The organism is Paraburkholderia sp. 22099 (assembly GCF_052045835.1).
In the GTDB taxonomy this organism is placed as follows: domain Bacteria; phylum Pseudomonadota; class Gammaproteobacteria; order Burkholderiales; family Burkholderiaceae; genus Paraburkholderia; species Paraburkholderia terricola.
The window spans coordinates 147,394-174,392 of sequence record NZ_JBQEPU010000003.1; the positions used below are offsets into that span (position 1 = coordinate 147,394).

Sequence of the window (26,999 nt, forward strand, 5' to 3'; positions counted from 1 at the left end):
GCCGCGGTTTGTTTTTGCGGACGCGCGCGGGTGGCTCCGCGTTCCGGTTTTAGCGGACGATCCGCGCCGGCAACGCGCCGCGCAACGCGTTGCAGATCAGCAATGCTTCGGCGTTCAGCACGTCGGCCCGCGTAAGTATTTTTTCAGCCGCTCGCAGGCCCGAATCCTCTTCCAGCAACACGCTTCGCATCACGCCGGGCAGCACGCCCGACGCGAGCGGCGGCGTCCACCACCGCCCTGCCAGCTTCACAAAGACATTCGAGCGGCCGCCTTCGGTCAGCTCGCCCCGCTCGTTGAAAAACAGCGTGTCGAATGCGCCCTTCGCTTCGGCTTCACGCCAGCCTCGATCGTATTCGGCCCGGCGCGTGGTCTTGTGGCGCAGCAGCGCGTCGTCGGCTCGTGTGGCGGGAAAATTGTGGTCCGGGCCGAGCAGTACGCCGACCGTTTGGTCGGAGTCTGAGCGGGCTAGCGGCGTCAGCACCGCGGCGGTGATGTGAATCGCGCCGTTTTTGCTCAATGCGAGCCGCATGCGGTGCGGGGTTTGCGGCGGCAGCGCCTCGCATTTCGCTGCAAGCTGCGCGCGAAGTTCGCTTTCCTCGCCGAGTCCGAAGCCCAGCGCCGCCGCGCTCGACGAGAGCCGCGCGAAATGCCGCGACAGATATCGCACGCCCTCTTCCCGCGTCGCGTGCATCGTTTCGAATAGCTCGAAGCCAGGGTCGGCGCCGGTCAGGAAGCGCGCCTTCAATTGGCATTCCGCATATTCGTCGGCGGGGACGCTGTCGAGCACGATGCCCGCGCCGATGCCGAGCTTGCCTTGCAGTTCGGCTGACCGGGCCGTCGTCGGCTTGAGAACCAAGGTGCGGATCGCGACCGACAGGCAGAAGTCGCCGCAGGCGTTTTCGCGTGCGTCGGGATTCGATGCGGACGACGTGGCGGCCTCGTCGTGGCCAGGCGCCGGCGCATCGAGCCAACCGATCGCCCCTGTGTAAAGATCGCGCGGCGTGCTTTCGAGCTCGTCGATCAACTGCATCGTGCGATGCTTCGGCGCGCCGGTGATCGAGCCGCACGGAAACAGCGCGCGCATGATTTCGGCGAACGAGGTGCCCGCGCGCAACGTTGCCTGCACCGTGGATGTCATCTGCCAAACCGAGGCATATGGCTCGACGGAAAACAGTGCAGGCACTTTGACGGACCCCGTTTGCGCGACCCGCGAAAGATCGTTGCGCAGCAGGTCGACGATCATCACGTTTTCGGCGCGGTTTTTCGGATCGTTGCCGAGGAATTCGGCCGCGGCGCGATCGGCCGCCGGATCGGCCGAGCGCGACGCCGTGCCTTTCATCGGCCGGGCGCGCAACGTCGAACCTGCCTTCTCGATGAAAAGTTCCGGCGAGCACGACAGCACCCAACGATTTGCCGGCAACGCGATCAGCGCGCCGTACCGAACCGGCTGCCGGGTTCTCAAGCGCCGATACAGCGCCGCGGGCGAGCCGAACACATCGAAGCCGAGCCGATAGGTGTAGTTGACCTGATAGGAATCGCCCGCGCGCAAGGCGGCATGGATCGCGTCGATCGCCTGGTTGAATTGCGCCGCATCGACGCTCGCGCTCACGTTGGCCGTGCCCGCCACTGAGGGCTCAAGCGCGCCGCCATCGCGCGCCATGAGCCACGCGTCGACCTCGTCGCGCGAAAGTTTCTCGCAACGTTCGAACAATAAAAAACGCAGCGCGGCATCGCCACGCTGCGTTTTCATGAAGTGCCGGGAATTCCCGTCGAGAAGCAGATTACGGCCGAATTCATAGTCGGCCAGCACGATGGCATGCAATCCGCGCCGGCTCTCGGCAGCCACGGTTTCACACACGGCTTCGAGCTGCGCGGAATCCGCACAAACGAGCTCATGCGAAAAACCCGTGTAGAGACGGCTCGAGCGCCGCGCCGCCGTCGCGTCGCAATCGTCGAGCAATGCGAAAACCGCGTCGCGCTCATCCGCCGTCATGCTGACCGCCAAAATCAAACCGCCATCAATCGAAGAAGCTCTTCACCCGGTCGAACCAGCTTTTGCTTTGGGGACTATGCCGCGCGCCGCCTTCCACCAGCGCCTTCTCGAACTGCTGAAGCAACTCGCGCTGCGACTCGGTGAGCTTGACCGGCGTTTCCACTTGCACGTGCACGTACAGATCGCCGGCAATGCTGGAACGCAGCCCCTTGATACCCTTGCCGCGCAGACGGAACGTCTTGCCCGACTGCGTGCCCTCCGGCACCGTGAAGCTGGCGCGCCCCGCCAGCGTGGGCACTTCGATCTCGCCGCCGAGCGCCGCCGTGGTGAAGGGAATCGGCATCTGGCAATGCAAATCGTCGCCGTCGCGTTCGAATACCGAATGCTGCTTGATGTGAATCTCGACGTACAGATCGCCCGACGGACCGCCGTTGATACCCGGCTCGCCGTTGCCGGCGGAGCGGATGCGCATGCCGTCGTCGATACCTGCCGGAATCTTCACTTCGAGCGTCTTGGTTTCCTTCACCTTGCCGGCGCCGTGGCAGTGGGCGCAGGGCTCGGGAATATAGGTGCCGGTGCCGTGGCATTTCGGGCAAGTCTGCTGGATGCTGAAAAAGCCCTGCGACATGCGCACCGCACCGGAGCCGCTACAGGTCGGGCAGGTTTCGGGCTTGGTGCCGGGCTTCGCACCCGAGCCGTGACAGACTTCGCACGATACCCAGCTCGGCACGCGAATCTGCGTGTCGTAGCCGTGCGCGGCCTGTTCCAGCGTGATTTCCATGCTGTAGCGCAGATCCGCGCCGCGATAGACCTGCGGGCCGGCCCGGCCGCCACCGCCGCGTGCGGCGCCGCCGGCCGCCTGACCGAAGATGTCGCCGAAAATATCGCCGAACGCATCGGCAAAACCGCCGAAGCCCTGCGCACCGGCTCCGCCCATATTCGGATCGACGCCGGCGTGGCCGTACTGATCGTACGCGGCACGCTTTTGCGAGTCCGAGAGCATTTCATAGGCTTCCTTCACCTCCTTGAAATGCCCTTCCGCATCCTTGTTGTCCGGATTGCGGTCAGGGTGGTGCTTCATCGCAAGCTTGCGATAAGCCTTCTTGATTTCGTCGTCGCTCGCGTTCTTCGCAACGCCCAGAACCTCGTAGTAATCCCGTTTCGCCATATCGGTTCAACGCCACTCGCGCAATACGGCGCGGTGGCTCCTCTTGAATGCTGGAGTCTCACGACTCGTCCGGCCGCTGTTCACGCCGCTTTCAGGCGGCTAAAACAACGCCCTCCATAAAACAAATGTGCCCGGAGAGCCCAAAAGGCTCGCCAGGCGAGATAACCGCTCTTGCACGTTCGCGAGACCAGAACGGCTCGGTCCCCTTGTGCAGCCGGGCCGCACACATCGCTGTGTGCGGCTTTACGGTCGAAATGCGACCTGGCTTTAGTCTTTCTTGACTTCCTTGAACTCGGCGTCGACCACGTCGTCCTGCTGCTGGCTCGCGCCGCCCGCCGATGCACCCGCGCCAGCCGCGCCCGCTGCCGCGGCTTCAGCGCCTTGCGCTGCCTGCATGTCGGCGTACATCTTCTCGCCCATCTTCTGCGAGGCCGTGGCTACCGCTTCGATCTTGGCTTCGATCGTCGCCTTGTCGCTCGAACCGCTCTTCAGCGCCTCTTCGAGCTCCTTCAACGCGGTTTCGATCTTTTCCTTCTCGGCGGCTTCCAGCTTGTCGCCGTATTCGGTGAGCGCCTTCTTCGTGCTGTGGACCAGCGCGTCGCCCTGGTTGCGGGCGTCGGCCAGCTCACGCAGCTTGTGATCTTCTTCCGCGTTCGCTTCTGCGTCCTTCACCATCTTCTCGATCTCGGCTTCGGACAGACCCGAGTTCGCCTTGATCGTGATGCGGTTTTCCTTGCCGGTCGCCTTGTCTTTCGCGCCGACATGCAGAATGCCGTTCGCGTCGATGTCGAAGCTCACTTCGATCTGCGGCGTGCCGCGCGGCGCCGGCGGAATGCCTTCGAGGTTGAACTCGCCCAGCAGCTTGTTGCCGGCCGCCATTTCGCGTTCGCCCTGGAACACCTTGATCGTCACGGCGCCCTGATTGTCGTCGGCCGTCGAATAGACCTGCGCGTGCTTGGTCGGGATCGTGGTGTTCTTGTTGATCATCTTCGTCATCACGCCGCCGAGCGTTTCGATGCCGAGCGACAGCGGGGTCACGTCGAGCAGCAGCACGTCCTTGCGGTCGCCCGACAGAACCTGGCCTTGAATCGCGGCGCCAACGGCCACGGCTTCGTCCGGGTTCACGTCGCGGCGCGGATCCTTGCCGAAGAATTCCTTGACCTTTTCCTGCACCTTCGGCATGCGCGTCATACCGCCGACCAGAATCACGTCGTCGATTTCGCCGACCTTCACGCCCGCGTCCTTGATCGCCACGCGGCACGGTTCGATCGTGCGCTCGATCAGCTCCTCGACCAGCGCCTCGAGCTTCGCACGCGTGATTTTCAGGTTCAAGTGCTTCGGACCCGACGCGTCGGCCGTGATGTACGGCAGGTTGATTTCGGTTTGCTGGCTCGACGACAGCTCGATCTTGGCCTTTTCCGCCGATTCCTTCAGGCGTTGCAGCGCGAGCACGTCTTTCGACAGATCGACGCCTTGCTCTTTCTTGAACTCGCCGATGATGTAATCGATGATGCGCTGGTCGAAGTCCTCACCGCCGAGGAACGTATCGCCGTTCGTGGACAGCACCTCGAACTGCTTTTCACCGTCGACATCCGCGATTTCGATGATCGACACGTCGAACGTGCCGCCGCCCAGGTCGTACACCGCGATCTTGCGGTCGCCCTTCTCGTTCTTGTCGAGGCCGAATGCGAGCGCGGCCGCGGTCGGCTCGTTGATGATGCGCTTCACTTCGAGACCGGCGATGCGGCCTGCGTCCTTGGTTGCCTGACGCTGGCTGTCGTTGAAGTACGCGGGAACCGTGATCACCGCTTCGGTGACCGGCTCGCCGAGGTAGTCTTCAGCCGTCTTCTTCATCTTGCGCAGCACTTCCGCGGAGATTTGCGGCGGCGCCAGCTTCTGCTCGCGCACTTCGACCCATGCGTCGCCGTTATCGGCCTTCATGATCTTGTACGGCATCAGGCCGATGTCTTTCTGCACTTCTTTTTCTTCGAAGCGGCGGCCGATCAGGCGCTTGACCGCGTACAGCGTGTTCTTCGGGTTCGTGACCGACTGACGCTTCGCGGGCGCGCCGACGAGAATCTCGCCGTCTTCCATGTAAGCGATGATCGACGGCGTGGTGCGCGCACCTTCCGAGTTCTCGATCACCTTGACCGAATTGCCTTCCATGATCGCCACGCACGAGTTGGTCGTGCCGAGGTCGATGCCGATAATTTTGCCCATTTTTACTAATCTCCTGACTTTGATCGCTGCGGAAAGCGCCGTTTTTGCCGTGTGGCGGTCAGGCGCTCCGCTCTCAATTCATAACCTGCACTCAACATAAGTGCGTCCGCATCGTTTTCAAGACCTCTTTTGCGATGCGGTCTTTAATTTTTTCAATCAGCCGAACTTTTGTCCGAATTCGCGCCACTGCCGTCTGACGACGCGGCACCGCTCGCATTGGCCGCCCGGGTCTTGTCCCGCGCGGCCGCGACCGCCGCCTGGAACTGCCCGAGGCCGTGCCAGCCGGTCGCCCGGCCGAGCCGCTTGCCGCGGTGAAAGAAAAACCAGGTGGGCACGCCGTGAAGCATGAAGCGCCGGCCCAGTTCACGATGCTCGTAGACGTTGCTGTGAAACCATTTGAGCCCGAGCGCGCGAATCGCGTCGGGCTGCGCCAGCATGGCCTTCTTGGCGATCTCGCAGTTGAAGCAGTCGAGCCCCCAGAAAAACACCACGGCCAGTGCGTCCCCCGCTTCCGCGAGCCCGGCGTCGAACGATGCGGCGCTGAGTTCCCGCATGTCGAACACCGTGAAGGCGGTGGCGTCGACGGGAATGTTCATCATGACGGCGGCTATGCGAAACGGCTGACCGGAACCCCGCGACGCTTACTTCGGCGCCGCGACGGTCACGAGCGCCGGGCGCAGCACGCGGTCGGCGATCACGAAACCCTTTTGCAGCACCGCGACCACGGTGTTCGGCTCCTGGTCGGCCGGCACCATCGAAATCGCCTGATGACGGTGCGGATCGAACTTCTCGCCCACCGGGTTCAAGGCGACGACGCGGCCCTTCTCCAACGCGCCATTGAGCTGGCGCAACGTGAGTTCGACGCCTTCGCGCACCTTCTGCAGATCGTCGGACGAGTGGGCAACCGCCGCTTCGAGACTGTCGACCACCGGCAGCAGATGCTCAGCGAAATTTTCGATTGCGAATTTATGGGCCTTGGCCACGTCTTCCTGCGCACGGCGGCGCACGTTCTCGGTCTCCGCCTTGGCCCGCAGGAAGCTTTCCTGCAACTCGGCGATCTTCGCCTCGGCTTCGGCCAGCGCGGCTTGCGCGGCGGCTGCGGGCGCCTCGGCGGCGGCGCCCGCGGCTGCCTCGTCCTGTTGCGGAGCAGTTGCCTCGGGAGCCTCTGCGGCCTGGCGCGCGGCTTCGTCGGCGGGCGTGGGATTCTGGCTCGTCGGGTTCTCTTGCGTGTTTTCCATGTCGCTGAAAGTCGTTAAAAAGTAAAAGCCAACGGTGGTGGCGGCGCCCAACAACCGGTGCCATTCGTGCGTTGCAATATTGCGACAACAACCGGGCGCGGATTGGGCGCGTCACCGCGTATCGCCACCGCAGATGGGGCCGGAAAGACCCGTTTCAAGCGCCTCTGCCCGAACTTTTCACGCCGCTGACGCGTGGCGGAAATGCGCCGTTACAACCATTGGATCGGCGCAATCAGATTGAGATTGAGTGCGACCAACAAGTGGCCTATGCTCCAATAAAGCATCGGAAAAGACGTGTTAACCCTAGTCTGACAAGCGCCTTTCCGACATTTTTCAAATTCCAACCGAAACGCCCGTTTCTATCCTGCAACGTCCCGAGGGGAGTACCGTGAAACTGACCTTTGCAATCTCGGTGGTCGCCTTGGTACTGATTGCAGGCACCACGACCATCTGCATGTCCGGCGCTGTCAACGATCGCACGACCGAATACGGCGGCGTGAACGCGACCTTGGAACAACTGTTCTGTTTAACCGCCACCTGACAATTTGTCGATAGTGCGCCGGTCGCGCTTGGTCGGCCTGCCGTGCAATGCGGCGGCCGGTTCGCGATACGTCTTGCGCCGTTCCTGCTCGGCCTGCCGCTTTACCTTGCTCTCACCGGTTTCCGCATAAAGCGTCTGCGCGACGCTCGCGGGGCCGCGCACGTCGCACACGCCCAGCACTTCCACCTGCCACACGATCCGTTCGATCTCGATCTCGACCAGATCGCCGACCCGCACGTCCTTGCTCGGCTTGACGGTCGCGCCGCCGATGCGCACGTGCCCCTTGTCGACCGCGTCCGCCGCCAGCGAGCGCGTCTTGAAGAAGCGCGCCGCCCACAGCCATTTGTCGATGCGCAGCCTCGCGCCCGGTTCAGTGGAGATCCTGTAATTCATGAGCCTCGGTCAAGCCCCTGTCGTATGCGGCACCGGCACCGCCTGCACCGGCCAGCCTTGCAAATTCTGCGCGACGATTTCGCCGAGCGCCGCGATCCACGCTTGCGACGCATTCAGGCAGGCGATCCGGTGAAACTCCTTGCCGCCCGCATGCAGGAACTCGTCGCGCACTTCCATGCCGATTTCCTCGATGGTTTCCAGGCAATCGGCGGTGAAGCCTGGACAGAACACATCAGCACGCCGCACGCCCGCCGCGCCCAATTCCTTCAGCGTGGGCGCAGTGTACGGCTGCAGCCATTCGGCCTTGCCGAAGCGCGACTGGAAAGTAATGCGGCATTCCACCGGCGTCAGTTCGAGCGCCTGCATCAACAAGGCGCCGGTCTGCTGGCATTGCTCGTGGTACGGATCGCCGAGATCGAGCGTGCGCTTGGGCACGCCGTGAAAACTCAGCACCAGCTTGTCGCCCGCCGCGAAGTCAGGCCGGCCATGCTGATGCCAGTATTGACGCACCTGCGCGGCGAGGGCGGCAATATAGGCCGGATGGTCGGCGTAATGCCGCACCGTGCGGATTTCCGGCTGGTTGCGCATGCGCTTGAGAGCCGAAAAAGCATCGTCGAACGCGGTGGCCGTGGTGGACGACGAGTATTGCGGATACATGGGCATGAGCAGCACGCGCTCGGCGCCCGCCAGCTTCAACTGGTTCAGCATGGCCGGAATGCCGGGCGTGCCGTAACGCATCGCGTAGTCGACCAGCACCGTGTAATCGTTCAATTGCAACAGATGGCGCAACGCCTCCACCTGCTTCTCCGTATGCACGCGCAACGGCGAGCCCTCGGGCATCCAGACCGCCGCGTATTTCTTCGCCGACGCCCGGCCGCGCAACGGCAAGATCAGCAGACGCAGAATCACCTGCCAGAGCAAGGCGGGAATCTCGACCACGCGGGGATCGGACAGGAACTGCGCCAGATAGCGGCGGACCGCGCGCGGCGTCGGCGCGTCCGGCGTGCCGAGATTGATCAGCAGCACGGCGACACGATGTGACGTGGCGTTCTGTGAAGGCCGCTCGAGGTCGAAGCGCATAGGCAGGAGGGGTAACCGCTTTGGGCGGAAAGTCGGTTCAGGTGGGATTCATTATAGCGGCGCGGTTCCCGGCGAGGTCCGCCGGAGACCCCTGGCCATTCGGCCAATTGGCAAGCCGGGCGCCGTCGCGCATCATGTGCGGCACGAACCTCCGCGGCCGCGATGGGCGGCCGTGTTACTGCTGGCTGAGGGTGAGGGAAAGCAGACGCGCCGTGATATCCACGATCGGGATCACGCGGTTGTAGGCCATGCGGGTCGGCCCGATGACGCCGAGCGTGCCGACGATCTTGCCGTTCACCTCGTAGGGCGCGGTGACGACGCTCATTTCCTCGATCGGCACCAGGTTCGACTCGCCGCCGATGAAAATCTGCACACCCGCCGCATGGCTCGACACGTCGAGCAATTGAAGGAGACTCGTCTTTTGGTCGAACACATCGAACAGCTTGCGCAAGCGCGCCATGTCCGAGGACAGATCGGCTACTTCCAGCAGGTTGCGCTCGCCGGAAATCAGCACGGTCTCGCCGGTGTCGGCTTCGTCCGTGCTGGCGGTGACGGCGGCGTGCATCAGCGTGGTCATGTCGCCGCGCAGTTCGTCGATTTCCTCACGCAGGCGGCGGCGCACCTCGTCGAACGACAGGCCAGCGAAGTGCGCGTTGATGTAATTCGAGGCTTCAACCAGTTGCGACGGCGAGAAGTCGCGCTGGGTGGCCATGATGCGGTTCTGCACGTCGCCTTCCGGCGTCACGATGATGAGCAGGATGCGCTTGTCGGACAGGCGCATGAATTCGATCTGCTTGAACACATGGCTGCGCCGCGGTGTGAGCACCACGCCGGCGAACTGCGACAGATTGGAGAGCACGCTCGCCGCCGCGGCGACGATTTTCTGCGGTTCGCCCGCCTGCAGCGTAGTCTTGACGGTACGCATCACGGCTTCTTCGTCCGCGGCGGATTCCACCGTCAGCATCGTATCCACGAAGAGCCGGTAGCCGCGCGGAGTAGGAATGCGGCCCGCCGACGTATGCGGACTGATCACGAGCCCCAGGTCCTCGAGATCGGACATCACGTTGCGGATCGTGGCCGGACTCAGTTCGAGGCCGGAATAGCGTGACAACGTGCGCGAGCCGACCGGCTGACCTTCGGCGATGTAGCGCTCGATCAGCGTTTTGAGGAGGGTTTGTGCGCGAGGATCTAGCATGACGGAAAATTTTAGCTCAATGACAGCGCTACCGCGAGCGCTAACGGCGCCCGCCCCTAACGGCCGCGCCGCAAGCCGGCGGGACGGCGTTTCGCATTCGCTGCGGCGCGCGTGCCAGCCCGCGGTTCGGCGCTTCGTCCAGCGTTCTTGCGCCCGCGCGATCCAGTGGCGGCGCGAAGTCCATCGCTCGGTACAGCGCCTCGCCGGCCGCCAGTCCGACGAATCCGACGGCAGCGCGCCGCCGCACTTTACCCGGCGCGCATGTCATCAAGGCTTCACCATTCTAACGACAATCGCGCGATACGCTGACAGCCCGCTCCAGCCGGCCCGCCACCGGGTCTGTCTGCGGTTCTTTTCAGGCCCCACCTATGGTGTAATGCCGGCATGCAAGTAACCAGCCAGTTCAAGACCGTTGCGCTCGTCGGGCGCAACAACACGCCGGGCATCGGCGAGCCGCTGACCGAGCTCGCCGCGTGCATCGCGAAGCGCGGCTTCGACGTCGTGTTCGAAGCCGAGACGGCCGCTGAAATCGGCATCACCGACTACCCGGCGTTGCGTCCCGCCGAGATCGGCGCGCGCGCCGACGTCGCCGTGGTGCTGGGCGGCGACGGCACCATGCTCGGCATCGGCCGTCAGCTCGCGCCTTACCGCACGCCGTTGATCGGCATCAACCACGGGCGGCTCGGCTTCATTACCGACATTCCGATCTCCGACATGCGCGAGACCGTGCCGCAAATGCTGTGCGGCAACTTCGAGCGCGAGGAACGCATGCTGCTCGAAGCGCGCATCATGCGCGGCGGCAACCCGATCTATCACGCGCTGGCCTTCAACGACGTGGTGGTGAACCGCAGCGGCTTCTCGGGCATGGCGGAACTGCATGTCTCGGTGGACGGGCGCTTCATGTACAACCAGCGTTCCGACGGCCTGATCGTCGCCACGCCGACCGGCTCGACCGCTTACGCGCTTTCTTCACAAGGGCCGATCCTGCATCCGCAGTTGCAGGGCATCGTGCTGGTGCCGATCGCGCCGCACGCGCTGTCGAACCGGCCGATCGTGCTGCCGGACGATTCAAAGGTGAGCATTCAGATCGTCTCGGGCCGCGAAGTGAACGTCAATTTCGACATGCAGTCGTTCACCTCGCTCGAACTGAGCGACACGATCGAAGTGCGCCGCTCGCGCCATACCGTGCCGATTCTGCATCCGGTCGGCTACAGCCATTACGCGACGCTGCGAAAGAAGCTGCACTGGAACGAATACCCGTCACACGAAGAAGACGACAAACCCTGAGCGGCCGGCAATCACTGGAACGCGAACGCCGCCGCTGCCGAACCCTGAATCTCACGCTCACCAGACGACCTCCATGCTTCGCCATCTCTCGATACGCGACTTCGTCATCGTCGCCGCGCTCGATCTCGAATTCGACAGCGGCTTTACCGTTTTCTCCGGCGAAACCGGCGCCGGCAAGTCGATCCTGATCGACGCGCTGGCGCTCGCGCTTGGCGCGCGCGCCGATGCGAGCGTGGTGCGCACCGGCGAGAGCCGCGCCGACATCACCGCCGAGTTCGAGACGCATGCGCAAGTCGAGCAGTGGCTCGACGAGCAGGCGCTCGGGGCCACCGCCGACGACGGCCAACACGGCGGCACGGTGATGCTGCGGCGCGTGGTGGACGCGAATGGCCGCTCGCGGGCGTTCATCAACGGCACGGCGGCGACGCTGGCGCAACTGCGCGAAGTCGGCGAAATGCTGGTGGATATCCACGGTCAGCACGCGCATCAATTGCTGATGCGGCCGGACGCGCAACGCGAACTGTTCGACACGCACGCGGGTTTGACCGAGACCGCCGCGTCGGTAACGCGGGCGTGGCGCACGTGGCGCGAAAAGGTTCAGGCAGTCGAGCACGCGCAAACGCGCGACCGCGAGTTGCAACTGGAGCGCGAGCGCCTTGCATGGCAGCTCGCCGAACTGGACAAGCTCGCACCCCAGCCGGGCGAATGGGAGGAGGTCAACAGCGAGCATCGGCGGCTGTCGCATTCGGCCAATCTGATCGACGGCGTGCAAGGCGCGCTCGCCGCGCTGTCCGAATCGGACGAGGCGATGATCACGCACCTTGCGTCGATCATCTCGAAGATGCGCGACCTGGCCGAGATCGATCCGGCGCTGAACGACGTGCTGGCCGCGCTCGAGCCGGCCGAGATCCAGTTGCAGGAAGCGGCGTATTCGCTCAGTCATTACGCGCAAAAGCTCGAACTCGACCCGGACCGTCTCGCGCAAGTCGAAAAGCGTCTGGACGCATTGCATTCGGCCGCGCGCAAATTCCGCTTGCAGCCCGAAACGCTGCCCGAGGAACACGAAGCGCGCCGCGCGCAACTGGCCGCGCTCGACGCCGCCGCCGATCTCGATAGCCTGCACGCCGCCGAAGCCCAGGCCCGCGAAGCCTTCCTGGCCGAGGCGAAAAAACTGTCGAAAGCGCGCGCCAAAGCCGGCAAGGCGCTCGGCGCGGCGGTCACCACCGGCATGCAGGAACTGTCGATGAAAGGCGGCAGCTTCGAGGTGGCGCTGGTGCCGCTACCCGAAGGCGGCGCACATGGACTCGAGCAGGTGGAGTTCCGCGTCGCCGGTCATGCCGGCGTGCCGCTGCGGCCGCTCGCGAAGGTTGCCTCAGGCGGCGAACTGGCGCGCATCAGCCTCGCGCTGGCGGTGATCGCGAGCGCCGCCAGCCCGACGCCCACGCTGATCTTCGACGAAGTGGATACCGGAATCGGCGGCGGCGTCGCCGAAGTGGTCGGGCGTTTGCTGCATCAACTCGGGCAAGCGCGCCAGGTGTTGTGCGTGACGCACTTGCCGCAGGTCGCGGCACGCGGCGACCATCATTTCCAGGTGGCGAAGGCGGGCAACGGCAAGGGCGGCACGGTCAGCAGCGTGATCTCGCTCGACAAGGCGAGCCGCGTGGAAGAAGTCGCGCGCATGCTTGGCGGCCTGGAAATCACCGCGACCACCCGCAAGCACGCGAAGGAAATGCTGGCGGCGTAGCGTAATTGTGCGAGGACAGGGGAATCGCAGCGGCGCACCGAACCGCGCCCCCCCAGCCAACGCAGCGCCTTACCCCTCACCCGAACACCCGCTTCCACAGCGCCAGCACCGCCTTCCGTTCGGCGGCAACCAACGCCGGATCGACCCGCGCCTTCTCCATCCCGTCCAGCCGCAGCTTGTGCTGCAACTTGCGGTAAGTGCGATAAGCCGCGCCGACCGTCTCCGCTTCCGCCTCGCTCATCAAGCCAAGGCCCGACACTTCGCGCAGCAGCGCGATGTTGCCGGTGTTGCGGATCAGCGCGGGATCGCTCGCCGCGTGCAACAGCACCCAGTACTGCACGGCGAATTCGATATCGACCATGCCGCCGCGGTCGTGCTTCAGATCGAACAGCGGCGTGGGGTTCGGATGCCCCGCCTCGACGCGCTCACGCATCTCCACGATCTCGTTCGCAAGCGGCGCGGCTTCGCGCTGCGTCGTGAGCACCTGTTCGCGGATCGCCTCGAACTTCGCGCCGATCTCGGCATCGCCCGCGCAGTACCGCGCGCGGCTCAATGCCTGGTGCTCCCAGACCCAGGCGGTATTCGCCGCGTCGCCCTCGCGCAACTGGTAGCGGCGGAACGCGTCCAGATCGGTAACGAGCAGACCCGACTCGCCGTTCGGCCGCAAGCGCAAGTCGACGTCGAATAGCGTGCCGGCGCCGGTCGCGGTCGTGAGCCATGTGATGAGGCGGCGGGTATAGGTGGAATAGACGTCGGCTGCGGCATCGTCGGGATCGTCGTAAAGGAAGATCACGTCGAGGTCGGACGCGTAGCCCAGTTCCTTGCCGCCCAGCTTGCCGTAGGCGATCACCGCGAAGCGCGGCGCCTCGCGGTGGCGTTTGGGCAACTGCTTCCAGACCGCTTCGAGCGTGACGTCGAGCACGGCGTCGGCGAGTTCGGACAGGCGGTCGCTCACATGCTCGACGCTCAGCTTGCCCGCGAGGTCGATCAGCAGGATACGAAACACCTCGGCCTGGTGAGCGTGGCGCAATAGATCCATCTGCTGCTCGACGCCGTCGGCGGCGGCGAGGCGCACGCGCAGCGAGCGCTTGAACTCGGGCCAGTCGAACGGACTGTTGATCGCCTCGTCGTCCAGCAGTTCGTCGAGCAACTGGGGATGCCGGATCAGGTAGCCCGCGGCCCAGCGCGAGGCGCCCAGCACCGACAGCACCTGGTGCAGCGCTTGCGGATATTCGGTCAGCAACGCCAGATACGCGCCGCGCCGGCCCACCGCCTCGAGCAGATCGAACAGGCGCGCCACCGTGTCGCCGCGCCGCTCGGGCGGCTCCAGCGTGCGAGCGGCATCGAGCGCGCGCTGCGCGACGATGTCGAAGCGTTGCCGGCTGCGCTCGGCCAGCCCCGCATAACGCGACGACTGCCACACCCCGCGCAGCCGCGCGAGCAATTCGCCCGGCTCGGCAACGCCGAGTTCGGTGAGGCGCGCCCGCAGGGCATCTTCCGCGCTGTCGTCGGCGAGCGCGCTGCTCCACACCCACGCGGCGGCGCCGTCTTCGGGCGCGCCGCAGCCGTCGCGGCCGCTCACCTTGTCGGCGAAAATCTGGTCGAACTGCTGCTCGACGAATTCGCGGTGCGCGTCGAGCTTCGTCATCAGCGCGGCATAACTATCGCAACCCATCGCGCGAGCGAGCGCCGCGCGCTCCTCGGCATCGACCGGCATCGCGTGGGTCTGCGCATCGTTGCGGTACTGGAGCCGATGCTCGAGTTCGCGCAGGAAGCGATAGGCCTGCGAGAGCTTCACGCAGACCGCCGAGTCGATCAGCCCATGCGTGGCCGCATAGCGCAAGACGGCAAGCGTCGGCCGCACCCGGAAACCGGCGTCCTGGCCGCCGCGAATCAACTGAAACACCTGCGCGCTGAATTCGATCTCGCGGATGCCGCCGCGCCCGAGCTTGATGTCGTCGGCCTTGTCCGGCCGCATCGACGCACGGCGCTGCGCCTCCTGGCGAATCTGCAGATGGAGCGCGCGAATCGCGCTGATCACGCCGAAGTCGAGATAGCGCCGATAGACGAACGGCGTGACGATCGCGTCGAGCTGCTTCTGCAATCGCCGCGCCGCGTCGCTCGCGCCTTCGGACACGAGCCGGCCCTTGATCCACGCATAGCGCTCCCACTCGCGGCCCTGCACGTAGAAATACTCTTCGAGCATGCCGAGACTGGAGACGAGCGGCCCCGAGTCGCCGTTCGGCCGCAAGCGCATGTCGACGCGGAACACATAACCATCCGCGGTGACTTCGGCGAGTGCGCCGATCAGGCGCTTGCCGAGGCGCGTGAAAAAATCCTGAGTGGGGATCGGCGCGCGCTGGCCGCCCGCGGTCTCGCCGTCCTCTTCGTAGACGAAGATCAGATCGATGTCCGACGACACATTCAACTCGCGCCCGCCGAGCTTGCCCATGCCCACGACGCCGAGCGCAAGCCGCTCGCCTTGCGGTCCGCGCGGCTCGCCGTACAACGTTTCCAGTTCGGCGGACAACACCGCGAGCGCGCGCTGGATCGTCGTCTCCGCCAGATCGGTCATTGCCCCGGTGACTTCGGCGACGTCCGCCTCGCCGGTCAGATCGCGCTCCATCACGGCGCAGAACACCTCGGTGCGCAACTGCCGCAAGGCCCGCTTGAGCGCGTCCTCGCTCAACGGAGCGCCGCTCGCGCCGGCGGCTTCGGCGCACAGCGCGTCAAAGCGCGCGTCGATGCGCTCACGGGTCAGCGGCATGGCGGCAAGCGCCGCCACGTGCGCCGCGAGTCGCGGACGGGCCGCCACCGCACGCGCCGCGTAATGCGAATAGTTGGAACTCAGTAGTGTGGCGTCAGTCATCAAGGATCTGGCTCGCTCGTTGCTTGATTAGCGTGGTTCAGTTCATCGCGGCACACGGTTCCGGCGTCCTTGCGAACGTCGCGAGGCGCATGCAGACTGGCTTTGCAGGAAGTACTGCCGACGCTTGCCCGTGTGTTACATTTCGTCGTTAATTCGCAAAACTACCATACGCCCACCCGCCGCAGCATGCCCGAGCGAAACGAATCCGCCGACCCGCACGAAACCGGGCAGGTCCGGCCTGCGAGCGGAAGCGATCACGTCGTGCTGCGCCGGACCTTGCATGTCGTCCTTGCGCTCGCCCTCGTTCTCTACTTCATTGCGACGGGTCTGTTCCTCGGTTTGCGCTATGTGGTGTTGCCGCGTGCCGATTCGTTCCGGCCGCGCATCGAAGCCACCGTCTCCGAGAAGCTGCATGCGCAGTTCACCATCGGCAAGCTCGCGCCTCTCTGGAGCGGCTTTCAGCCCGGCCTCGACATCACCGATCTCGTCATTCGCGACCGCGAGGGCAAACCGGCGCTGACGATTCCGCACGCCACCGCCACGCTCTCGTGGAAGTCGCTCTGGCAGTTTCGTCCAGCGCTCTCCAGCCTGATCGTCGACAAGCCGGACGTATTGGTCTCGCGCGCCGGCGACGGCGTGCTGTCGGTGGCGGGCGTGCCCGTGCCGACCCGGCATAGCGGCAACGCCACGTTGACGACCTGGCTACTGCGGCAACAGGCGATCGTCGTGCGCGGCGGCGTGCTGCGCTGGCGCGATGCCCAGCGCGACGCACCGGAACTCGCGCTGCGCGACATCCGCATCGCGATTCTCAACGACGGCTACGATCACCGGCTGGCGTTGCAGGCTCCCGCCGACGGCCAGGTCCTGCGCGGCCCGATCGACTTCCGCACGAACTTCAAACACGCGCGTCTCTCCGAGATCGGCGCGCCGGTCAACTGGAAGGGCCAGGTGTATGTCTCGACGGGCCCGGTCGATCTGCCGATGCTCGCGCGCTATGTCAAATTCCCGATCGAGACGTTTGCCGGCCGCATCGACAACGCGATCTGGGCCGACTTCGCCGACGGCCGCATGAAGGCGGCGAGCGGGCAGTTGGCCGGCACGGACGTCGCCCTGCGAGTGCGCCCCACACAGCCCAAGCTGCTGCTGCCGGTTGCTCATTTTTCATGGCGCCTCGAAGCCGACCAGGGCGACTACAAGCTGCAATTGAACGACCTGCACGCCGAGCTCGGCCAGCCGCCGCTCGACGACGGCACCTCGCTCACCCGCATCCTCGCGCTGTCGACGTTGAGCGGACGCTTTCGCACCGCCACGCAGCAGCGCGGCCAGTTGCTCAGCGTGAGCGGCGACCGCGTCGACCTGGGCATCCTCGCCGAATTCAGCCGCGCGCTGCCGCTGCCGCGGCGCCTGCTGAACGGTCTCGTGCGCTTCAATCCGCGCGGGCTGGTCGCCAATTATGTGATCGAGGTCGAGCGCGGCAAACCCGAATCCGGCGAGGCGGGCAGCGACCATCTCGCGAGCGGGACCGAGCCGATCGAGCGCTATCGTTTCAAGGGCGACCTGCAAGGCATCAGCGTGGCCGCGCAGGAACCGCCGCCGGGGCTCACGCTGCGCAATCACCCGCGCGCGGGCATACCGGGCATCGAAAACCTGTGGGGCAGCGTCGATGCGGACGAAAAGCGCGGCACCGCGATACTCGACACATCCAACGTCGCGATCACGCTGCCGGGCGTGTTCGACGATCCGCGCCTGAAGTTCGACCGTCTGCAAGGCCGCGCCGACTGGACCATCACGCCGAAGGCGCCCGGCGAAAACCACCCGGCCTTTGCCGTGAAGGTGGCCCATCTCAGCGTCGCCAATGCGGACGTCGCGGCCAGCGCCACCGCCGACTACAGCAACCCCGGCCACGGCCGCGGCGCGCTCGACCTGAAAGCCGACTTCGAGCGCGCGCAGGTGACGCGCATCGTCCGCTATCTCCCGACCAGCATCAGCGAGAAGCTGCGCATTTATCTCGGCCATGGGCTGCAAGCGGGCGTATCGAAGGGCGCGACCATCGAGGTGCACGGCGATCTGACCAGGTTCCCCTACTCGCGCGACCCGGAGGCCGGCATCTTTCATATCGTCGCGCCGTTCAAGGGCGGCAAGTTCGATCCCTCGCCGTACCCGCCGCGCACGATGAAAAACGGCACGCCGAACGTGTGGCCGCCGCTCGACGGCATCGACGGCGTGTTCGAGTTGAGCCAGAACATGTTGCGCTTCGACATCGACCGCGCGCATTACAAGCAGGTCGCGCTGATGGGCGTCAACGGCAAGATCGACGATCTCGGCACCAAGGCGTCGAACCTGGTCATTCAGGGCGACGGCCGCGGGCCGCTCGCCGACATGCTCGACTACGTCAACGAAAGCTCGCTCGGCATCATGGCGAAGCACGAAACCGAGAAAGTGCGCGCCGAAGGGCCGGCGTCGCTCGCGCTCAAGCTGACGGTGCCGCGCACGCCGAAGCCGCATATCGCCGTGGAAGGCGCGGTCGGTTTCCAGAACAACCGGCTGACGGTCGAGAACGTGCCGCCGCTGTCGCGACTGAACGGCAAGGTGCGCTTCACCGAATATACGGCTCAGGCGGATCGGCTCTCCGGCCAGTTCCTCGGCGGCGACGTGCATGCGAGCGGCGGGCTGAAAAAGGACGGCACCTATGCGCTCGACCTCGGCGGCCACATTGCCGTCGATGCGGCGCGCGATCTGAATCTGCATGGTCCGGCCGCCGAGGTGCTCGCGCGCATGAGCGGCAGCGCGCCGTATGCGCTGACCGTGCGCGGCGCGAAAGGCCGGTTGCCGGACGTGACGGCGAACTCCGACCTCACCGGTCTCGCGCTCGACTTCCCCGCGCCGTTCAACAAGCCGGTCGGCACGCCGATGCCGTTGCGCTTTGCCGTCAGGCCGTCGGCGGCGCCGGGCGAGACCGGCCTGGAACGCGCCGATCTCACGTTCGGCCCGGTCGCCGCCGCCTACCTGCTGGGCTACCAGCCGAAGGCGGCGCCCACCGTCGTGCGCGGCGCGATCGGCGTCAACAAGCCTGCGGAGTTGCCGTCCGAAGGCGTGATCGCGGCCGTCGACGTCGAGGCATTCGACGCCGACGCCTGGCGCGCGCTCGTGGCGCAGATGCGCAACAAGGAAGCACCCGCCGCCGCGCCGCCGGCCGCGCCGAACCCGATCCTCACGCAGTTCCTGCCCAACCGCTTCGCGCTGCACATCGGCACGCTGACGCTGCTCAAGCGCCACTGGGACAGCGTGATCGTCGGCGCGTCGCATGCGGACGGCAAATGGCAGGCCAACATCGCGTCGAATCAGGTATCCGGCCACGTGTCGTGGCTGCCGGGCCCCAGCAAGGAATCGCCGGGCACGCTGCAGGCGCGCTTCGCGCGCGTGGTGATTCCTTCGGTCGCCGACAAGGACCTGCTCGGCCAGGCGATCTCCGCTCCCGCGCAGAACATGCCGTCGATCGATCTGGTGGTCAACGAGTTGATCTTCCGCGATCGCAACGTCGGCCGTCTCGAAGTGAACGCGCACAACTTCGACGAGGACGGCGTGCCGGTCTGGCAACTCGACAAGCTCGGCATCACCAACGCCGCCGCCACGCTGACCGCCACCGCGAACTGGCGCACCTCGACGGGCCTCGGCAGCGCCGCCGACGAAACGACGCCGCGCCGCACGGTGTTCGATTTCAAGCTCGACATCAAGGACGCGGGCGCGCTGCTCGAACGCTTCGGCCAGCCGCGCACGCTGAAGTCGGGCAGCGGTTCGCTCTCCGGCAAGATGGTGTGGCGCGGCGGCCCGACCGCCATCGACTATCCGACGCTCAACGGCAACCTGGCCGTCGATCTGCGCCACGGGCAGATTCTCAAGGTCGACCCGGGCGTCGCCAAGCTGCTGGGCGTGCTGAGTCTGCAAAGCCTCGCGCGCTTCGCCACGCTGAATTTCCGCGACGTGATCGGCGAAGGTCTGCCGTTCGAACACGTGACCGGGACCGCCCAGGTCCGCAACGGCATCGGCCGCACGGAGAACTTCGAGATGGTGACGGCGCCGGCTCGCGTCGACATGAAGGGCTCGGTCGATCTCGCCCAGGAGACGCAGAATCTGCACGTTCAGATCGTGCCGACGGTCAGCGCTGGCGCCGCCGTGATCGCCGCGACCGTGATCAATCCGCTGCTCGGCCTGGGCGCGCTGGTGGCCGATCTGGCGTTCAGCCAGTCGATCTCGCACGCGTTTTCGCGGGAGTACGCGATCACCGGTTCGTGGTCGAAACCGCACATCGAGCGGGTGAAGGGCGATCGCGGTAAGATGGACGCTCCGGCTTCGGCCGTGCAAGCGCATTGAGCTTTATTCGACCCCTCGTTCGGCCGAAAAAACCAGGCGCCGCGCCGCCCGGCCGCAGCCAGCCTTGAACGACGTCCGCGGCCCGAGCGATTCGCGCCGCCGCCTTGCCGGGAGTTTCTCGAAACGCTCATGAGCGAAACACACGTCTCTTCATTGCCGTCGTCCAGCGGATCTTCCGCAAGCGTCTTTCGCGTCGCCGCGCTGCAAATGGTGAGCACGCCCGAGCGCGAGCGCAATCTGGCCGAAGCGGACCGGTTGATCGCCGAGGCCGCCGCCGACGGCGCGCAGCTCGTCCTGCTCCCCGAATACTTCTGCTTCATGGGCTTCAAGGACACGGACAAGCTCGCCGTGCGCGAAGCCTATCAGGACGGCCCGGTCCAGCGCTTTCTCGCCGACGCCGCACGCCGTCACCAGCTCTGGGTGATCGGCGGCACGCTGCCGCTGATGGCACCCGAAGCGTCGCGCGTGCTGAACACCACGCTGGTGTTCGATCCGCAAGGCAACGAAGCCGCCCGCTACGACAAGATCCATCTGTTCAACTTCGAAAAAGGCGAGGAATCGTTCGACGAGGCGCGCACCATCTGTCCCGGCGGCGAGGTCCGCACCTTCGAGGCGCCGTTCGGCCGGGTCGGCCTGTCGGTCTGCTACGATTTGCGCTTTCCCGAGCTGTACCGCCGCATGGGCGATTGCGCGCTGATCGTGGTGCCGTCCGCGTTCACTTACACCACCGGCCGCGCGCACTGGGAGATGCTGCTGCGCGCCCGGGCGGTCGAGAACCAGTGCTACGTGCTGGCCGCCGCGCAAGGCGGCAAACATGAAAACGGCCGCCGTACCTGGGGCCACAGCATGCTGATCGACCCGTGGGGCGAAATCGTCGCGGTGCGCGACGAGGGCGCGGGCGTGGTCGCCGGCGATCTCGAGCGTGCGCGCATCGACGAAGTGCGGCAAAGCCTGCCCGCCTGGCGTCACCGCGTGCTGAGTTGACTCATTGACCTGACGCATCAAGACGTTGAAACTGCGGCGCCTGCCACTCATATAGCGAGCGTGGCGCTAACCGAATCCTTCGTATCGAGCAGAACATACTTCGCATGAACATCATCGAACCCGGTATCCGTAATCTCGCCACCGCCAAGGACATCCTCCTGACGCCCTACGGCCTCGACGAATCCCTGCTCACCCGCACGCTCGCCGAAATCTTCACGCACAAGATCGACTACGCCGACCTGTACTTCCAGGCTACGCGCAGCGAAGCGTGGAGTCTCGAAGAGGGTATCGTGAAGTCGGGCAGTTTCAGCATCGACCAGGGCGTCGGCGTGCGCGCCGTGTCGGGCGATCGCACCGCTTTCGCCTATTCGGACGACCTCTCGCCCGAAGCGATCCGCCAGGCGGCCATCGCCACACGCGCAATCGCCAAGGCCGGCGGCGGCAAGCAGAAGATCAAGGTGGCGTCGTCGCTGACGGGCATCGCCGGCCGCGACCTGTATCTGCCGTCCGACCCGCTGCATTCGCTCGACGCCACCGCCAAGGTCAAGCTGCTCGAGCGCGTCGAACAGATGGCGCGCGGTCGCGATCCGCGTATTCAGCAAGTCATGGCTGGCCTTGCCGGCGAGTACGACGTCGTGCTGGTCGCGCGCAGCGACGGCGGCTTCGCGGCCGACATCCGTCCGCTGGTGCGCGTGTCGGTCACGGTGATCGCCGAACAGAACGGCCGCCGCGAAATCGGCAGCGGCGGCGGCGGCGGCCGCTTCGACTACGGCTATTTCACCGACGAAGTACTGTCGGGCTATGTCGACGACGCGGTGCACGCAGCGCTCGTGAACCTCGACGCCCGCCCGGCGCCGGCCGGCGCGATGACCGTGGTGCTCGGACCGGGCTGGCCCGGCGTGCTGCTGCACGAGGCGATCGGCCACGGGCTGGAGGGCGACTTCAACCGCAAGGGTTCGTCGGCGTTCGCGGGGCGGATCGGCGAACAGGTTGCGGCCAAGGGCGTCACGGTGGTCGACGACGGCACGCTGCCGAACCGCCGCGGCTCGCTCAATATCGACGACGAGGGCAATCCGACGCAATGCACGACGCTGATCGAGGACGGCATCCTGAAAGGCTACATTCAGGACACGCTGAACGCGCGTCTGATGAAAATGCCGGTCACGGGCAACGCGCGCCGCGAATCGTACGCCGCGCTGCCGATGCCGCGCATGACCAACACGTACATGCTCAACGGCGACAAGGACCCGCGGGAAATCATCGCCTCCGTGAAAAACGGTTTGTACGCGGTGAACTTCGGCGGCGGCCAGGTCGACATCACCAACGGCAAGTTCGTGTTCTCGGCCTCCGAGGCGTACATGATCGAAAACGGCAAGGTCACTTACCCGGTCAAGGGCGCGACGCTGATCGGCAGCGGCCCCGAGTCGCTCAAATACGTCAGCATGATCGGCAACGACATGAAGCTCGATTCGGGCGTGGGCGTGTGCGGCAAGGAAGGCCAAAGCGTGCCGGTCGGCGTCGGCCAGCCGACGCTGCGCATCGACCGCATGACCGTCGGCGGCACCGCCTGAATCCAGATAAAACGCATACTTCGTGCATAAAATGCGCGAAGTATGCGGAATTTCCGCATTTTTACGCCTTCCGGCTTGCCAGTCGAGCCTGTAGGGGTTATAAAGTCACTCACCCTTTTTGACCAGCGACCTCATTTCGCCATGTCCGCCAAGTTTTACTTTTACTTTTTTTGGCATCTCAGACCGCTGGCGGATCGAGAGGGGTGTTAGTGCACGCAAGACACCGAGAATTCCCGAAAAACCGCCAGCGAGTCTGGCGGTTTTTTTTCGCCCCATGCCGTTAGAACTTTTGTCGTTGCAACTTTTTTGATTGTCGTCCGCGCGTGCATCGCTGCTCATTGCCGCAGCCCTCGTTACCCGCGCGAACACGCTACGAACCGATTCAGGAGAACAACATGCCCCCGCACAACACCGACGATGTCCGCATTCGCGAATTGAAAGAACTCACGCCCCCCGCTCATCTGATCCGCGAATTCGCTTGCGATGAAACGGTGTCCGACGTCATCTACAACTCGCGCAACGCGATGCATCGCATTCTGCACGGCATGGAAGACCGTCTGATCGTCGTCATCGGACCGTGCTCGATTCACGACACGAAGGCGGCGCTCGAATACGCGGGTCGTCTCGTCGAACAGCGCAAGCGCTTCGCCGGCGAGCTCGAAATCGTGATGCGCGTGTACTTCGAAAAGCCGCGCACGACGGTGGGCTGGAAGGGTCTCATCAACGACCCGCACATGGACAACAGCTTCAAGATCAACGACGGTCTGCGCACCGCGCGCGAACTGCTGTTGCGCATCAACGAACTCGGTCTGCCGGCCGGCACCGAATACCTCGACATGATCAGCCCGCAATACATCGCGGATCTGATCTCGTGGGGCGCGATCGGCGCGCGGACCACCGAGTCGCAGGTGCACCGTGAACTCGCTTCGGGACTGTCGTGCCCGGTCGGCTTCAAGAACGGCACCGACGGCAACGTGAAGATCGCCGTCGACGCGATCAAGGCCGCCTCGCAGCCGCACCATTTCCTGTCGGTCACGAAGGGCGGCCACTCGGCGATCGTCTCGACCGCCGGCAACGAGGACTGCCACATCATCCTGCGCGGCGGCAAGACGCCGAACTACGACGCGGACAGCGTCAATGCCGCGTGCGCCGACATCGGCAAGGCCGGTCTCGCCGCGCGCCTGATGATCGACGCGAGCCACGCGAACAGTTCGAAGAAGCACGAGAATCAGATTCCGGTGTGCGCGGACATCGGCCGGCAAATCGCTTCGGGTGACGAACGGATCGTCGGCGTGATGGTGGAATCGCACCTCGTGGCGGGCCGCCAGGATCTGCAGGAAGGCTGCCAGTTGACCTATGGGCAAAGCATTACCGATGCATGCATCGGCTGGGACGAAAGCGTAGCCGTGCTGGAAGGTCTCGCCGACGCGGTCAAGCAACGGCGTATTGCGCGCGGCAGCGGCAACTGAGAAAACCCGCTCGATCGCTGCAAGTTAGTTTAGAAAGCCCGGCTCAATCGAGCCGGGCTTTTTTGTTAGCCGAACGGACGAATGGTGCGCCGCCTGCCGCCTCTGTACCGTAACAACTCGTTGCCGGGCTCGCCGCCGGGTCGAAATTGACTTGACCGGGCCGAGGTGTTGCGTATACAATTTTGTACATGAAAGGCGGCTATGGAGCAGGAAAAAGAAATTCGCTGGATGGGCTCCAGCTACCGCGATTTACTCGCTTTTCCCGAAGAGCCGCGTCGGCGGGCAGGGTTTCAATTGGGCAAGATCCAGGCAGGGCTCGACCCTGACGACTGGAAGCCATTTGATTCGATCGGCGCAGGAACCCGCGAGATTCGCATCAAGGAAGCGGACGGCATCTATCGCGTCATGTATGTGACCAAGTTCGTGGAAGCGCTCTATGTGTTGCATTGCTTCCAGAAGAAAACGCAGAAGCTGAGTCCGCACGATAAACAGATTGCCGAGACGCGTTATCGCGCCATCATGACTGAGAGGAAAATTTGAAAATGACGATCGATGCCAAAGTCCGTCACGTAACCAAGCCCGGTGCCAATCTGTTCCTCGAGCTCGGCTTCTCCGCCGAAGAGGCGAAGCGCCTGCACGCGGCATCGCAGAAACAGATCAACGACACGCGGCTGCTCAAGGAGCAGTTGATGACCGAGCTCTCAAGCTGGATCGAACAGCATCATTTGAAGCAGGCCGAGGCCGCCGAGATTCTGATGGTGTCGCGCCCGCGTGTGTCCGACGTGGTGAACAAGAAGACCACCAAGTTCACCATCGACACGCTCGTCGAAATGATGAGCCGGATCGGCAAGCCAGTCACGCTGGCGGTCGGGTAAGAGCATGGCAAGCTGCGCGGCGGGCTTTCGCCCGGAGCGGTTTGCCATGCGTCTTGCCTTACTGAACGGCGCCTGAACCGAACACTTCGGTGTGGATTCGCGCAGCGTCCACGCCGAGCGCGGCCAGCGCATCGCACTGCGCGCGCATGAACGGCAGCGGCCCGCAGATGTAGTAATCCGCATCGGGCACGATCACCTTGTCGGCGATTTTCGTCACGTCGAGACGGCCTTCGAAATCGTAGTCGACGCCGAGGCGGTCGGTCGCTTCAACAGCTTCATAGAACACTGCGCGGGTCACGTTCGGGTGCGCTGTAACCGTATCGTTAAGCCACTGACGGAATGCGTGTACCCGGCCATTGCGGCACGCATGCACGAAGGTCACGCTACGCTCGCTCTTCTCGGCCAACAACGTGGACAGCATCGAGGTCATCGGCGTCACGCCCACGCCGCCGCTCATCAGCACCACCGGGGTCGTCTTCTTGCGGTCGAGCGTGAAGTCGCCCATCGGCGCGCTCACATGCACCACCTCGCCCACTTCCACTCCGTCGTGCATCAGGTTCGATACGTGGCCCGGCGCCGTGTCCTCGCGGCCGGCTTCGCGCTTCACCGAAATGCGCAGCCACTTGCCGTTGGGCGCATCCGACAAACTGTATTGCCGCGGCTGGTCAACACCCAGTTCATCGACAAAGCGCTTCACGCTCAGATATTGGCCGGGTTCGAAACCGCAGGCCGGCGAGCCGTCGGCGGGAGTCAGATAGAACGACGTGATCTCGTCGCTCTCCACTTCCTTGCGGGCGACCTTGAACGGCCGGAAGCCGGTCCACGCGGCGCCGTCGTACAGCTTCGCCTCGGTGCCGATGAAGATATTGGCCAACTGCCCGTACGCGGCTTGCCATGCACTGAGCGTTTCCTGATCGACCGCGTCGCCGAGCACATCGACGATCGCGCCGAGCAGGTGGCGGCCCACGATCGGGTACTGCTCCGGGCGGATATTCAGGCTGGCGTGCTTATGCGCGATCCGCGAGACCGTCGGGCCGAGGGCGCCGAGATTGTCGATATTGGCTGCATACGCATACACCGCTTTCGCCAGCGTTTCCGGCTGATTGCCGCTCTTCTGGTGGGTCTGGTTGAACACGTTCTTCAACTCGGGGTGGTGCGCGAACATGCGCTTGTAAAAGTGCTTGGTGATGATGGTGCCGTGTTCGGCGAGCACGGGAACAGTGGCTTTGACGCGGGCGATCTGGTCAGCGGTGAGCGTGGTCATCAGGCTTTCTCCTAAAGATGCGCGTAGAATACCTCTTTAAGAAAAGACTTGCCCGGACAGATTGTCACAGGGCCACCAATGCGCCTATCCGGCCCCGCGGTCGTGCTGCCACAGTACGTCCGCGCCGCCGTCCGCGCGATTCAGCACGCGCGCCAGCACAAACAGAAGATCGGACAAGCGGTTCACATACTGGCGCGGCGCCGGATTGATCGCTTCGATTTCGCCCAGCGCGACGATCGCCCGCTCCGCGCGCCGGCACACCGTGCGGCACACGTGCGCGAGCGCGGCCGCGCGCGAGCCCGCCGGCAGAATGAATTCCTTCAATGGCGGCAGCGTCGCGTTGTAGTCGGCGAGCCAATCGTCGAGCTGGCCGAGATGTTGGTCGGTGATCATGGTGTGGCCGGGGATGCAAAGCTCGCCGCCCAGATCGAACAGATCGTGCTGAATCGCGACGAGCGCCGCTCGCACTTCGTCCGGCAGTGTCTCGCACAGCAGCACGCCGAGGTTCGAATTGAGTTCGTCGACGTCGCCGATCGCCGCGATGCGCGCGCTGTCCTTGCGCACGCGGCGGCCGTCGCCGAGACCGGTGGTGCCGTCGTCGCCGGTGCGGGTGGCGATCTTGCTCAAGCGGTTGCCCATGATGTCTCCGTGCATTTAGTAACGATGCGTCCGCGCGGCGCCGGCCATTCCATCCGGCGCATCGGCCACCCGGCCGGATAAGCCAGCGGACAAGCCAC

General features: G+C 64.8%; 21 protein-coding genes. 9 read left to right on the forward strand and 12 right to left on the reverse strand.

Annotated features, from left to right (window positions below; genetic code table 11):
- Window positions 1-49: 49 nt before the first annotated feature.
- The 5 genes from pabB to grpE form a co-directional block, all read right to left on the reverse strand.
- Window positions 50-1,993, reverse strand: a complete 1,944-nt coding sequence (gene pabB, locus ACTJLC_RS04675) for an aminodeoxychorismate synthase component I (protein ID WP_114163414.1) — start codon at window positions 1,991-1,993, stop codon at window positions 50-52.
- 25 nt (window positions 1,994-2,018) lie between these two features.
- Window positions 2,019-3,161: a molecular chaperone DnaJ gene (gene dnaJ / locus ACTJLC_RS04680; RefSeq protein WP_073428201.1), complete on the reverse strand. Its 1,143-nt coding sequence runs from the start codon at window positions 3,159-3,161 to the stop codon at window positions 2,019-2,021.
- Window positions 3,162-3,428: 267 nt separating this feature from the next.
- Window positions 3,429-5,381: a molecular chaperone DnaK gene (dnaK, locus tag ACTJLC_RS04685; RefSeq protein WP_073428202.1), complete on the reverse strand. Its 1,953-nt coding sequence runs from the start codon at window positions 5,379-5,381 to the stop codon at window positions 3,429-3,431.
- 152 nt (window positions 5,382-5,533) lie between these two features.
- Window positions 5,534-5,980: a thioredoxin family protein gene (locus ACTJLC_RS04690; protein WP_114161910.1), complete on the reverse strand. Its 447-nt coding sequence runs from the start codon at window positions 5,978-5,980 to the stop codon at window positions 5,534-5,536.
- A gap of 42 nt (window positions 5,981-6,022) precedes the next feature.
- Complete coding sequence (gene grpE, locus ACTJLC_RS04695) at window positions 6,023-6,619, reverse strand: nucleotide exchange factor GrpE (RefSeq protein WP_073428204.1); 597 nt, start codon at window positions 6,617-6,619, stop codon at window positions 6,023-6,025.
- 388 nt (window positions 6,620-7,007) lie between these two features.
- Between grpE and ACTJLC_RS04700 the strand changes: the two genes are divergently transcribed.
- Window positions 7,008-7,160, forward strand: a complete 153-nt coding sequence (locus ACTJLC_RS04700) for a hypothetical protein (protein WP_167363274.1) — start codon at window positions 7,008-7,010, stop codon at window positions 7,158-7,160.
- Here ACTJLC_RS04700 and ACTJLC_RS04705 read toward each other — a convergent pair.
- The 3 genes from ACTJLC_RS04705 to hrcA all read right to left on the reverse strand — a co-directional run bounded on the left by ACTJLC_RS04705 (window position 7,146) and on the right by hrcA (window position 9,828).
- Window positions 7,146-7,553 carry an RNA-binding S4 domain-containing protein gene (locus ACTJLC_RS04705; protein ID WP_073428205.1) on the reverse strand — a complete coding sequence of 136 codons (408 nt, stop codon included), beginning with the start codon at window positions 7,551-7,553 and terminating at the stop codon, window positions 7,146-7,148. The genes ACTJLC_RS04700 and ACTJLC_RS04705 overlap by 15 nt on opposite strands.
- A 9-nt stretch (window positions 7,554-7,562) precedes the next feature.
- A complete protein-coding gene (gene hemH, locus ACTJLC_RS04710) occupies window positions 7,563-8,633 on the reverse strand; it encodes a ferrochelatase (RefSeq protein WP_083084556.1) in 1,071 nt (356 codons plus the stop codon).
- A gap of 175 nt (window positions 8,634-8,808) precedes the next feature.
- Window positions 8,809-9,828 carry a heat-inducible transcriptional repressor HrcA gene (gene hrcA / locus ACTJLC_RS04715; protein ID WP_073428207.1) on the reverse strand — a complete coding sequence of 340 codons (1,020 nt, stop codon included), beginning with the start codon at window positions 9,826-9,828 and terminating at the stop codon, window positions 8,809-8,811.
- 384 nt (window positions 9,829-10,212) lie between these two features.
- Here hrcA and ACTJLC_RS04720 point away from each other — a divergent pair, with 384 nt between their 5' ends.
- Both ACTJLC_RS04720 and recN read left to right on the forward strand, forming a co-directional pair.
- Window positions 10,213-11,115, forward strand: a complete 903-nt coding sequence (locus ACTJLC_RS04720; RefSeq protein WP_073428208.1) for an NAD kinase — start codon at window positions 10,213-10,215, stop codon at window positions 11,113-11,115.
- A gap of 73 nt (window positions 11,116-11,188) precedes the next feature.
- A complete protein-coding gene (gene recN / locus ACTJLC_RS04725) occupies window positions 11,189-12,859 on the forward strand; it encodes a DNA repair protein RecN (RefSeq protein WP_114161909.1) in 1,671 nt (556 codons plus the stop codon).
- Window positions 12,860-12,935: 76 nt separating this feature from the next.
- Here recN and glnE read toward each other — a convergent pair whose 3' ends face one another.
- Complete coding sequence (glnE, locus tag ACTJLC_RS04730; protein WP_114161908.1) at window positions 12,936-15,728, reverse strand: bifunctional [glutamate--ammonia ligase]-adenylyl-L-tyrosine phosphorylase/[glutamate--ammonia-ligase] adenylyltransferase; 2,793 nt, start codon at window positions 15,726-15,728, stop codon at window positions 12,936-12,938.
- 186 nt (window positions 15,729-15,914) lie between these two features.
- Between glnE and ACTJLC_RS04735 the strand changes: the two genes are divergently transcribed.
- The 3 genes from ACTJLC_RS04735 (at window position 15,915) to tldD (ending at window position 22,654) form a co-directional block, all read left to right on the forward strand.
- A complete protein-coding gene (locus ACTJLC_RS04735; protein WP_114161907.1) occupies window positions 15,915-20,099 on the forward strand; it encodes a YhdP family protein in 4,185 nt (1,394 codons plus the stop codon).
- A 129-nt stretch (window positions 20,100-20,228) separates the two neighbouring features.
- A complete protein-coding gene (locus ACTJLC_RS04740; protein WP_073428212.1) occupies window positions 20,229-21,083 on the forward strand; it encodes a carbon-nitrogen hydrolase family protein in 855 nt (284 codons plus the stop codon).
- Window positions 21,084-21,187: 104 nt separating this feature from the next.
- The gene (gene tldD / locus ACTJLC_RS04745) at window positions 21,188-22,654 is read left to right on the forward strand and encodes a metalloprotease TldD (protein WP_073428213.1); all 1,467 of its coding nucleotides are present in this window, start codon (window positions 21,188-21,190) and stop codon (window positions 22,652-22,654) included.
- 105 nt (window positions 22,655-22,759) lie between these two features.
- Here tldD and ACTJLC_RS04750 read toward each other — a convergent pair whose 3' ends face one another.
- Entirely contained in the window at window positions 22,760-22,993 is a 234-nt protein-coding gene (locus tag ACTJLC_RS04750; RefSeq protein WP_161553678.1) for a hypothetical protein, read from the reverse strand.
- A 56-nt stretch (window positions 22,994-23,049) separates the two neighbouring features.
- Here ACTJLC_RS04750 and aroG point away from each other — a divergent pair, with 56 nt between their 5' ends.
- The 3 genes from aroG to ACTJLC_RS04765 all read left to right on the forward strand — a co-directional run bounded on the left by aroG (window position 23,050) and on the right by ACTJLC_RS04765 (window position 24,998).
- Window positions 23,050-24,123, forward strand: a complete 1,074-nt coding sequence (gene aroG, locus ACTJLC_RS04755; protein WP_083084561.1) for a 3-deoxy-7-phosphoheptulonate synthase AroG — start codon at window positions 23,050-23,052, stop codon at window positions 24,121-24,123.
- A gap of 201 nt (window positions 24,124-24,324) precedes the next feature.
- On the forward strand, window positions 24,325-24,663 hold the full coding sequence (locus ACTJLC_RS04760; RefSeq protein WP_073428215.1) for a type II toxin-antitoxin system RelE/ParE family toxin: 339 nt from the start codon (window positions 24,325-24,327) through the stop codon (window positions 24,661-24,663).
- Between the two features lie 2 nt (window positions 24,664-24,665).
- The gene (locus ACTJLC_RS04765) at window positions 24,666-24,998 is read left to right on the forward strand and encodes a helix-turn-helix domain-containing protein (RefSeq protein ID WP_073428216.1); all 333 of its coding nucleotides are present in this window, start codon (window positions 24,666-24,668) and stop codon (window positions 24,996-24,998) included.
- Between the two features lie 58 nt (window positions 24,999-25,056).
- Here ACTJLC_RS04765 and hmpA read toward each other — a convergent pair whose 3' ends face one another.
- Entirely contained in the window at window positions 25,057-26,262 is a 1,206-nt protein-coding gene (gene hmpA / locus ACTJLC_RS04770; RefSeq protein WP_073428217.1) for an NO-inducible flavohemoprotein, read from the reverse strand.
- Window positions 26,263-26,346: 84 nt separating this feature from the next.
- On the reverse strand, window positions 26,347-26,901 hold the full coding sequence (locus tag ACTJLC_RS04775; protein WP_114161906.1) for a cob(I)yrinic acid a,c-diamide adenosyltransferase: 555 nt from the start codon (window positions 26,899-26,901) through the stop codon (window positions 26,347-26,349).
- Between the last annotated feature and the right edge of the window lie 98 nt (window positions 26,902-26,999).

Coding starts and splice junctions, on each gene's coding strand:
- ACTJLC_RS04690 (WP_114161910.1), bottom strand. CDS start 5,980: ATGATGAACATTCCCGTCGACGCCACCGCCTTCACGGTGTTCGACATG.
- ACTJLC_RS04740 (WP_073428212.1), top strand. CDS start 20,229: ATGAGCGAAACACACGTCTCTTCATTGCCGTCGTCCAGCGGATCTTCC.
- dnaK (WP_073428202.1), bottom strand. CDS start 5,381: ATGGGCAAAATTATCGGCATCGACCTCGGCACGACCAACTCGTGCGTG.
- hrcA (WP_073428207.1), bottom strand. CDS start 9,828: ATGCTAGATCCTCGCGCACAAACCCTCCTCAAAACGCTGATCGAGCGC.
- hemH (WP_083084556.1), bottom strand. CDS start 8,633: ATGCGCTTCGACCTCGAGCGGCCTTCACAGAACGCCACGTCACATCGT.
- ACTJLC_RS04720 (WP_073428208.1), top strand. CDS start 10,213: ATGCAAGTAACCAGCCAGTTCAAGACCGTTGCGCTCGTCGGGCGCAAC.
- ACTJLC_RS04765 (WP_073428216.1), top strand. CDS start 24,666: ATGACGATCGATGCCAAAGTCCGTCACGTAACCAAGCCCGGTGCCAAT.
- glnE (WP_114161908.1), bottom strand. CDS start 15,728: ATGACTGACGCCACACTACTGAGTTCCAACTATTCGCATTACGCGGCG.
- ACTJLC_RS04760 (WP_073428215.1), top strand. CDS start 24,325: ATGGAGCAGGAAAAAGAAATTCGCTGGATGGGCTCCAGCTACCGCGAT.
- ACTJLC_RS04705 (WP_073428205.1), bottom strand. CDS start 7,553: ATGAATTACAGGATCTCCACTGAACCGGGCGCGAGGCTGCGCATCGAC.
- recN (WP_114161909.1), top strand. CDS start 11,189: ATGCTTCGCCATCTCTCGATACGCGACTTCGTCATCGTCGCCGCGCTC.
- tldD (WP_073428213.1), top strand. CDS start 21,188: ATGAACATCATCGAACCCGGTATCCGTAATCTCGCCACCGCCAAGGAC.
- ACTJLC_RS04735 (WP_114161907.1), top strand. CDS start 15,915: ATGCCCGAGCGAAACGAATCCGCCGACCCGCACGAAACCGGGCAGGTC.
- grpE (WP_073428204.1), bottom strand. CDS start 6,619: ATGGAAAACACGCAAGAGAACCCGACGAGCCAGAATCCCACGCCCGCC.
- pabB (WP_114163414.1), bottom strand. CDS start 1,993: ATGACGGCGGATGAGCGCGACGCGGTTTTCGCATTGCTCGACGATTGC.
- aroG (WP_083084561.1), top strand. CDS start 23,050: ATGCCCCCGCACAACACCGACGATGTCCGCATTCGCGAATTGAAAGAA.
- ACTJLC_RS04775 (WP_114161906.1), bottom strand. CDS start 26,901: ATGGGCAACCGCTTGAGCAAGATCGCCACCCGCACCGGCGACGACGGC.
- ACTJLC_RS04750 (WP_161553678.1), bottom strand. CDS start 22,993: ATGAGCAGCGATGCACGCGCGGACGACAATCAAAAAAGTTGCAACGAC.
- hmpA (WP_073428217.1), bottom strand. CDS start 26,262: ATGACCACGCTCACCGCTGACCAGATCGCCCGCGTCAAAGCCACTGTT.
- dnaJ (WP_073428201.1), bottom strand. CDS start 3,161: ATGGCGAAACGGGATTACTACGAGGTTCTGGGCGTTGCGAAGAACGCG.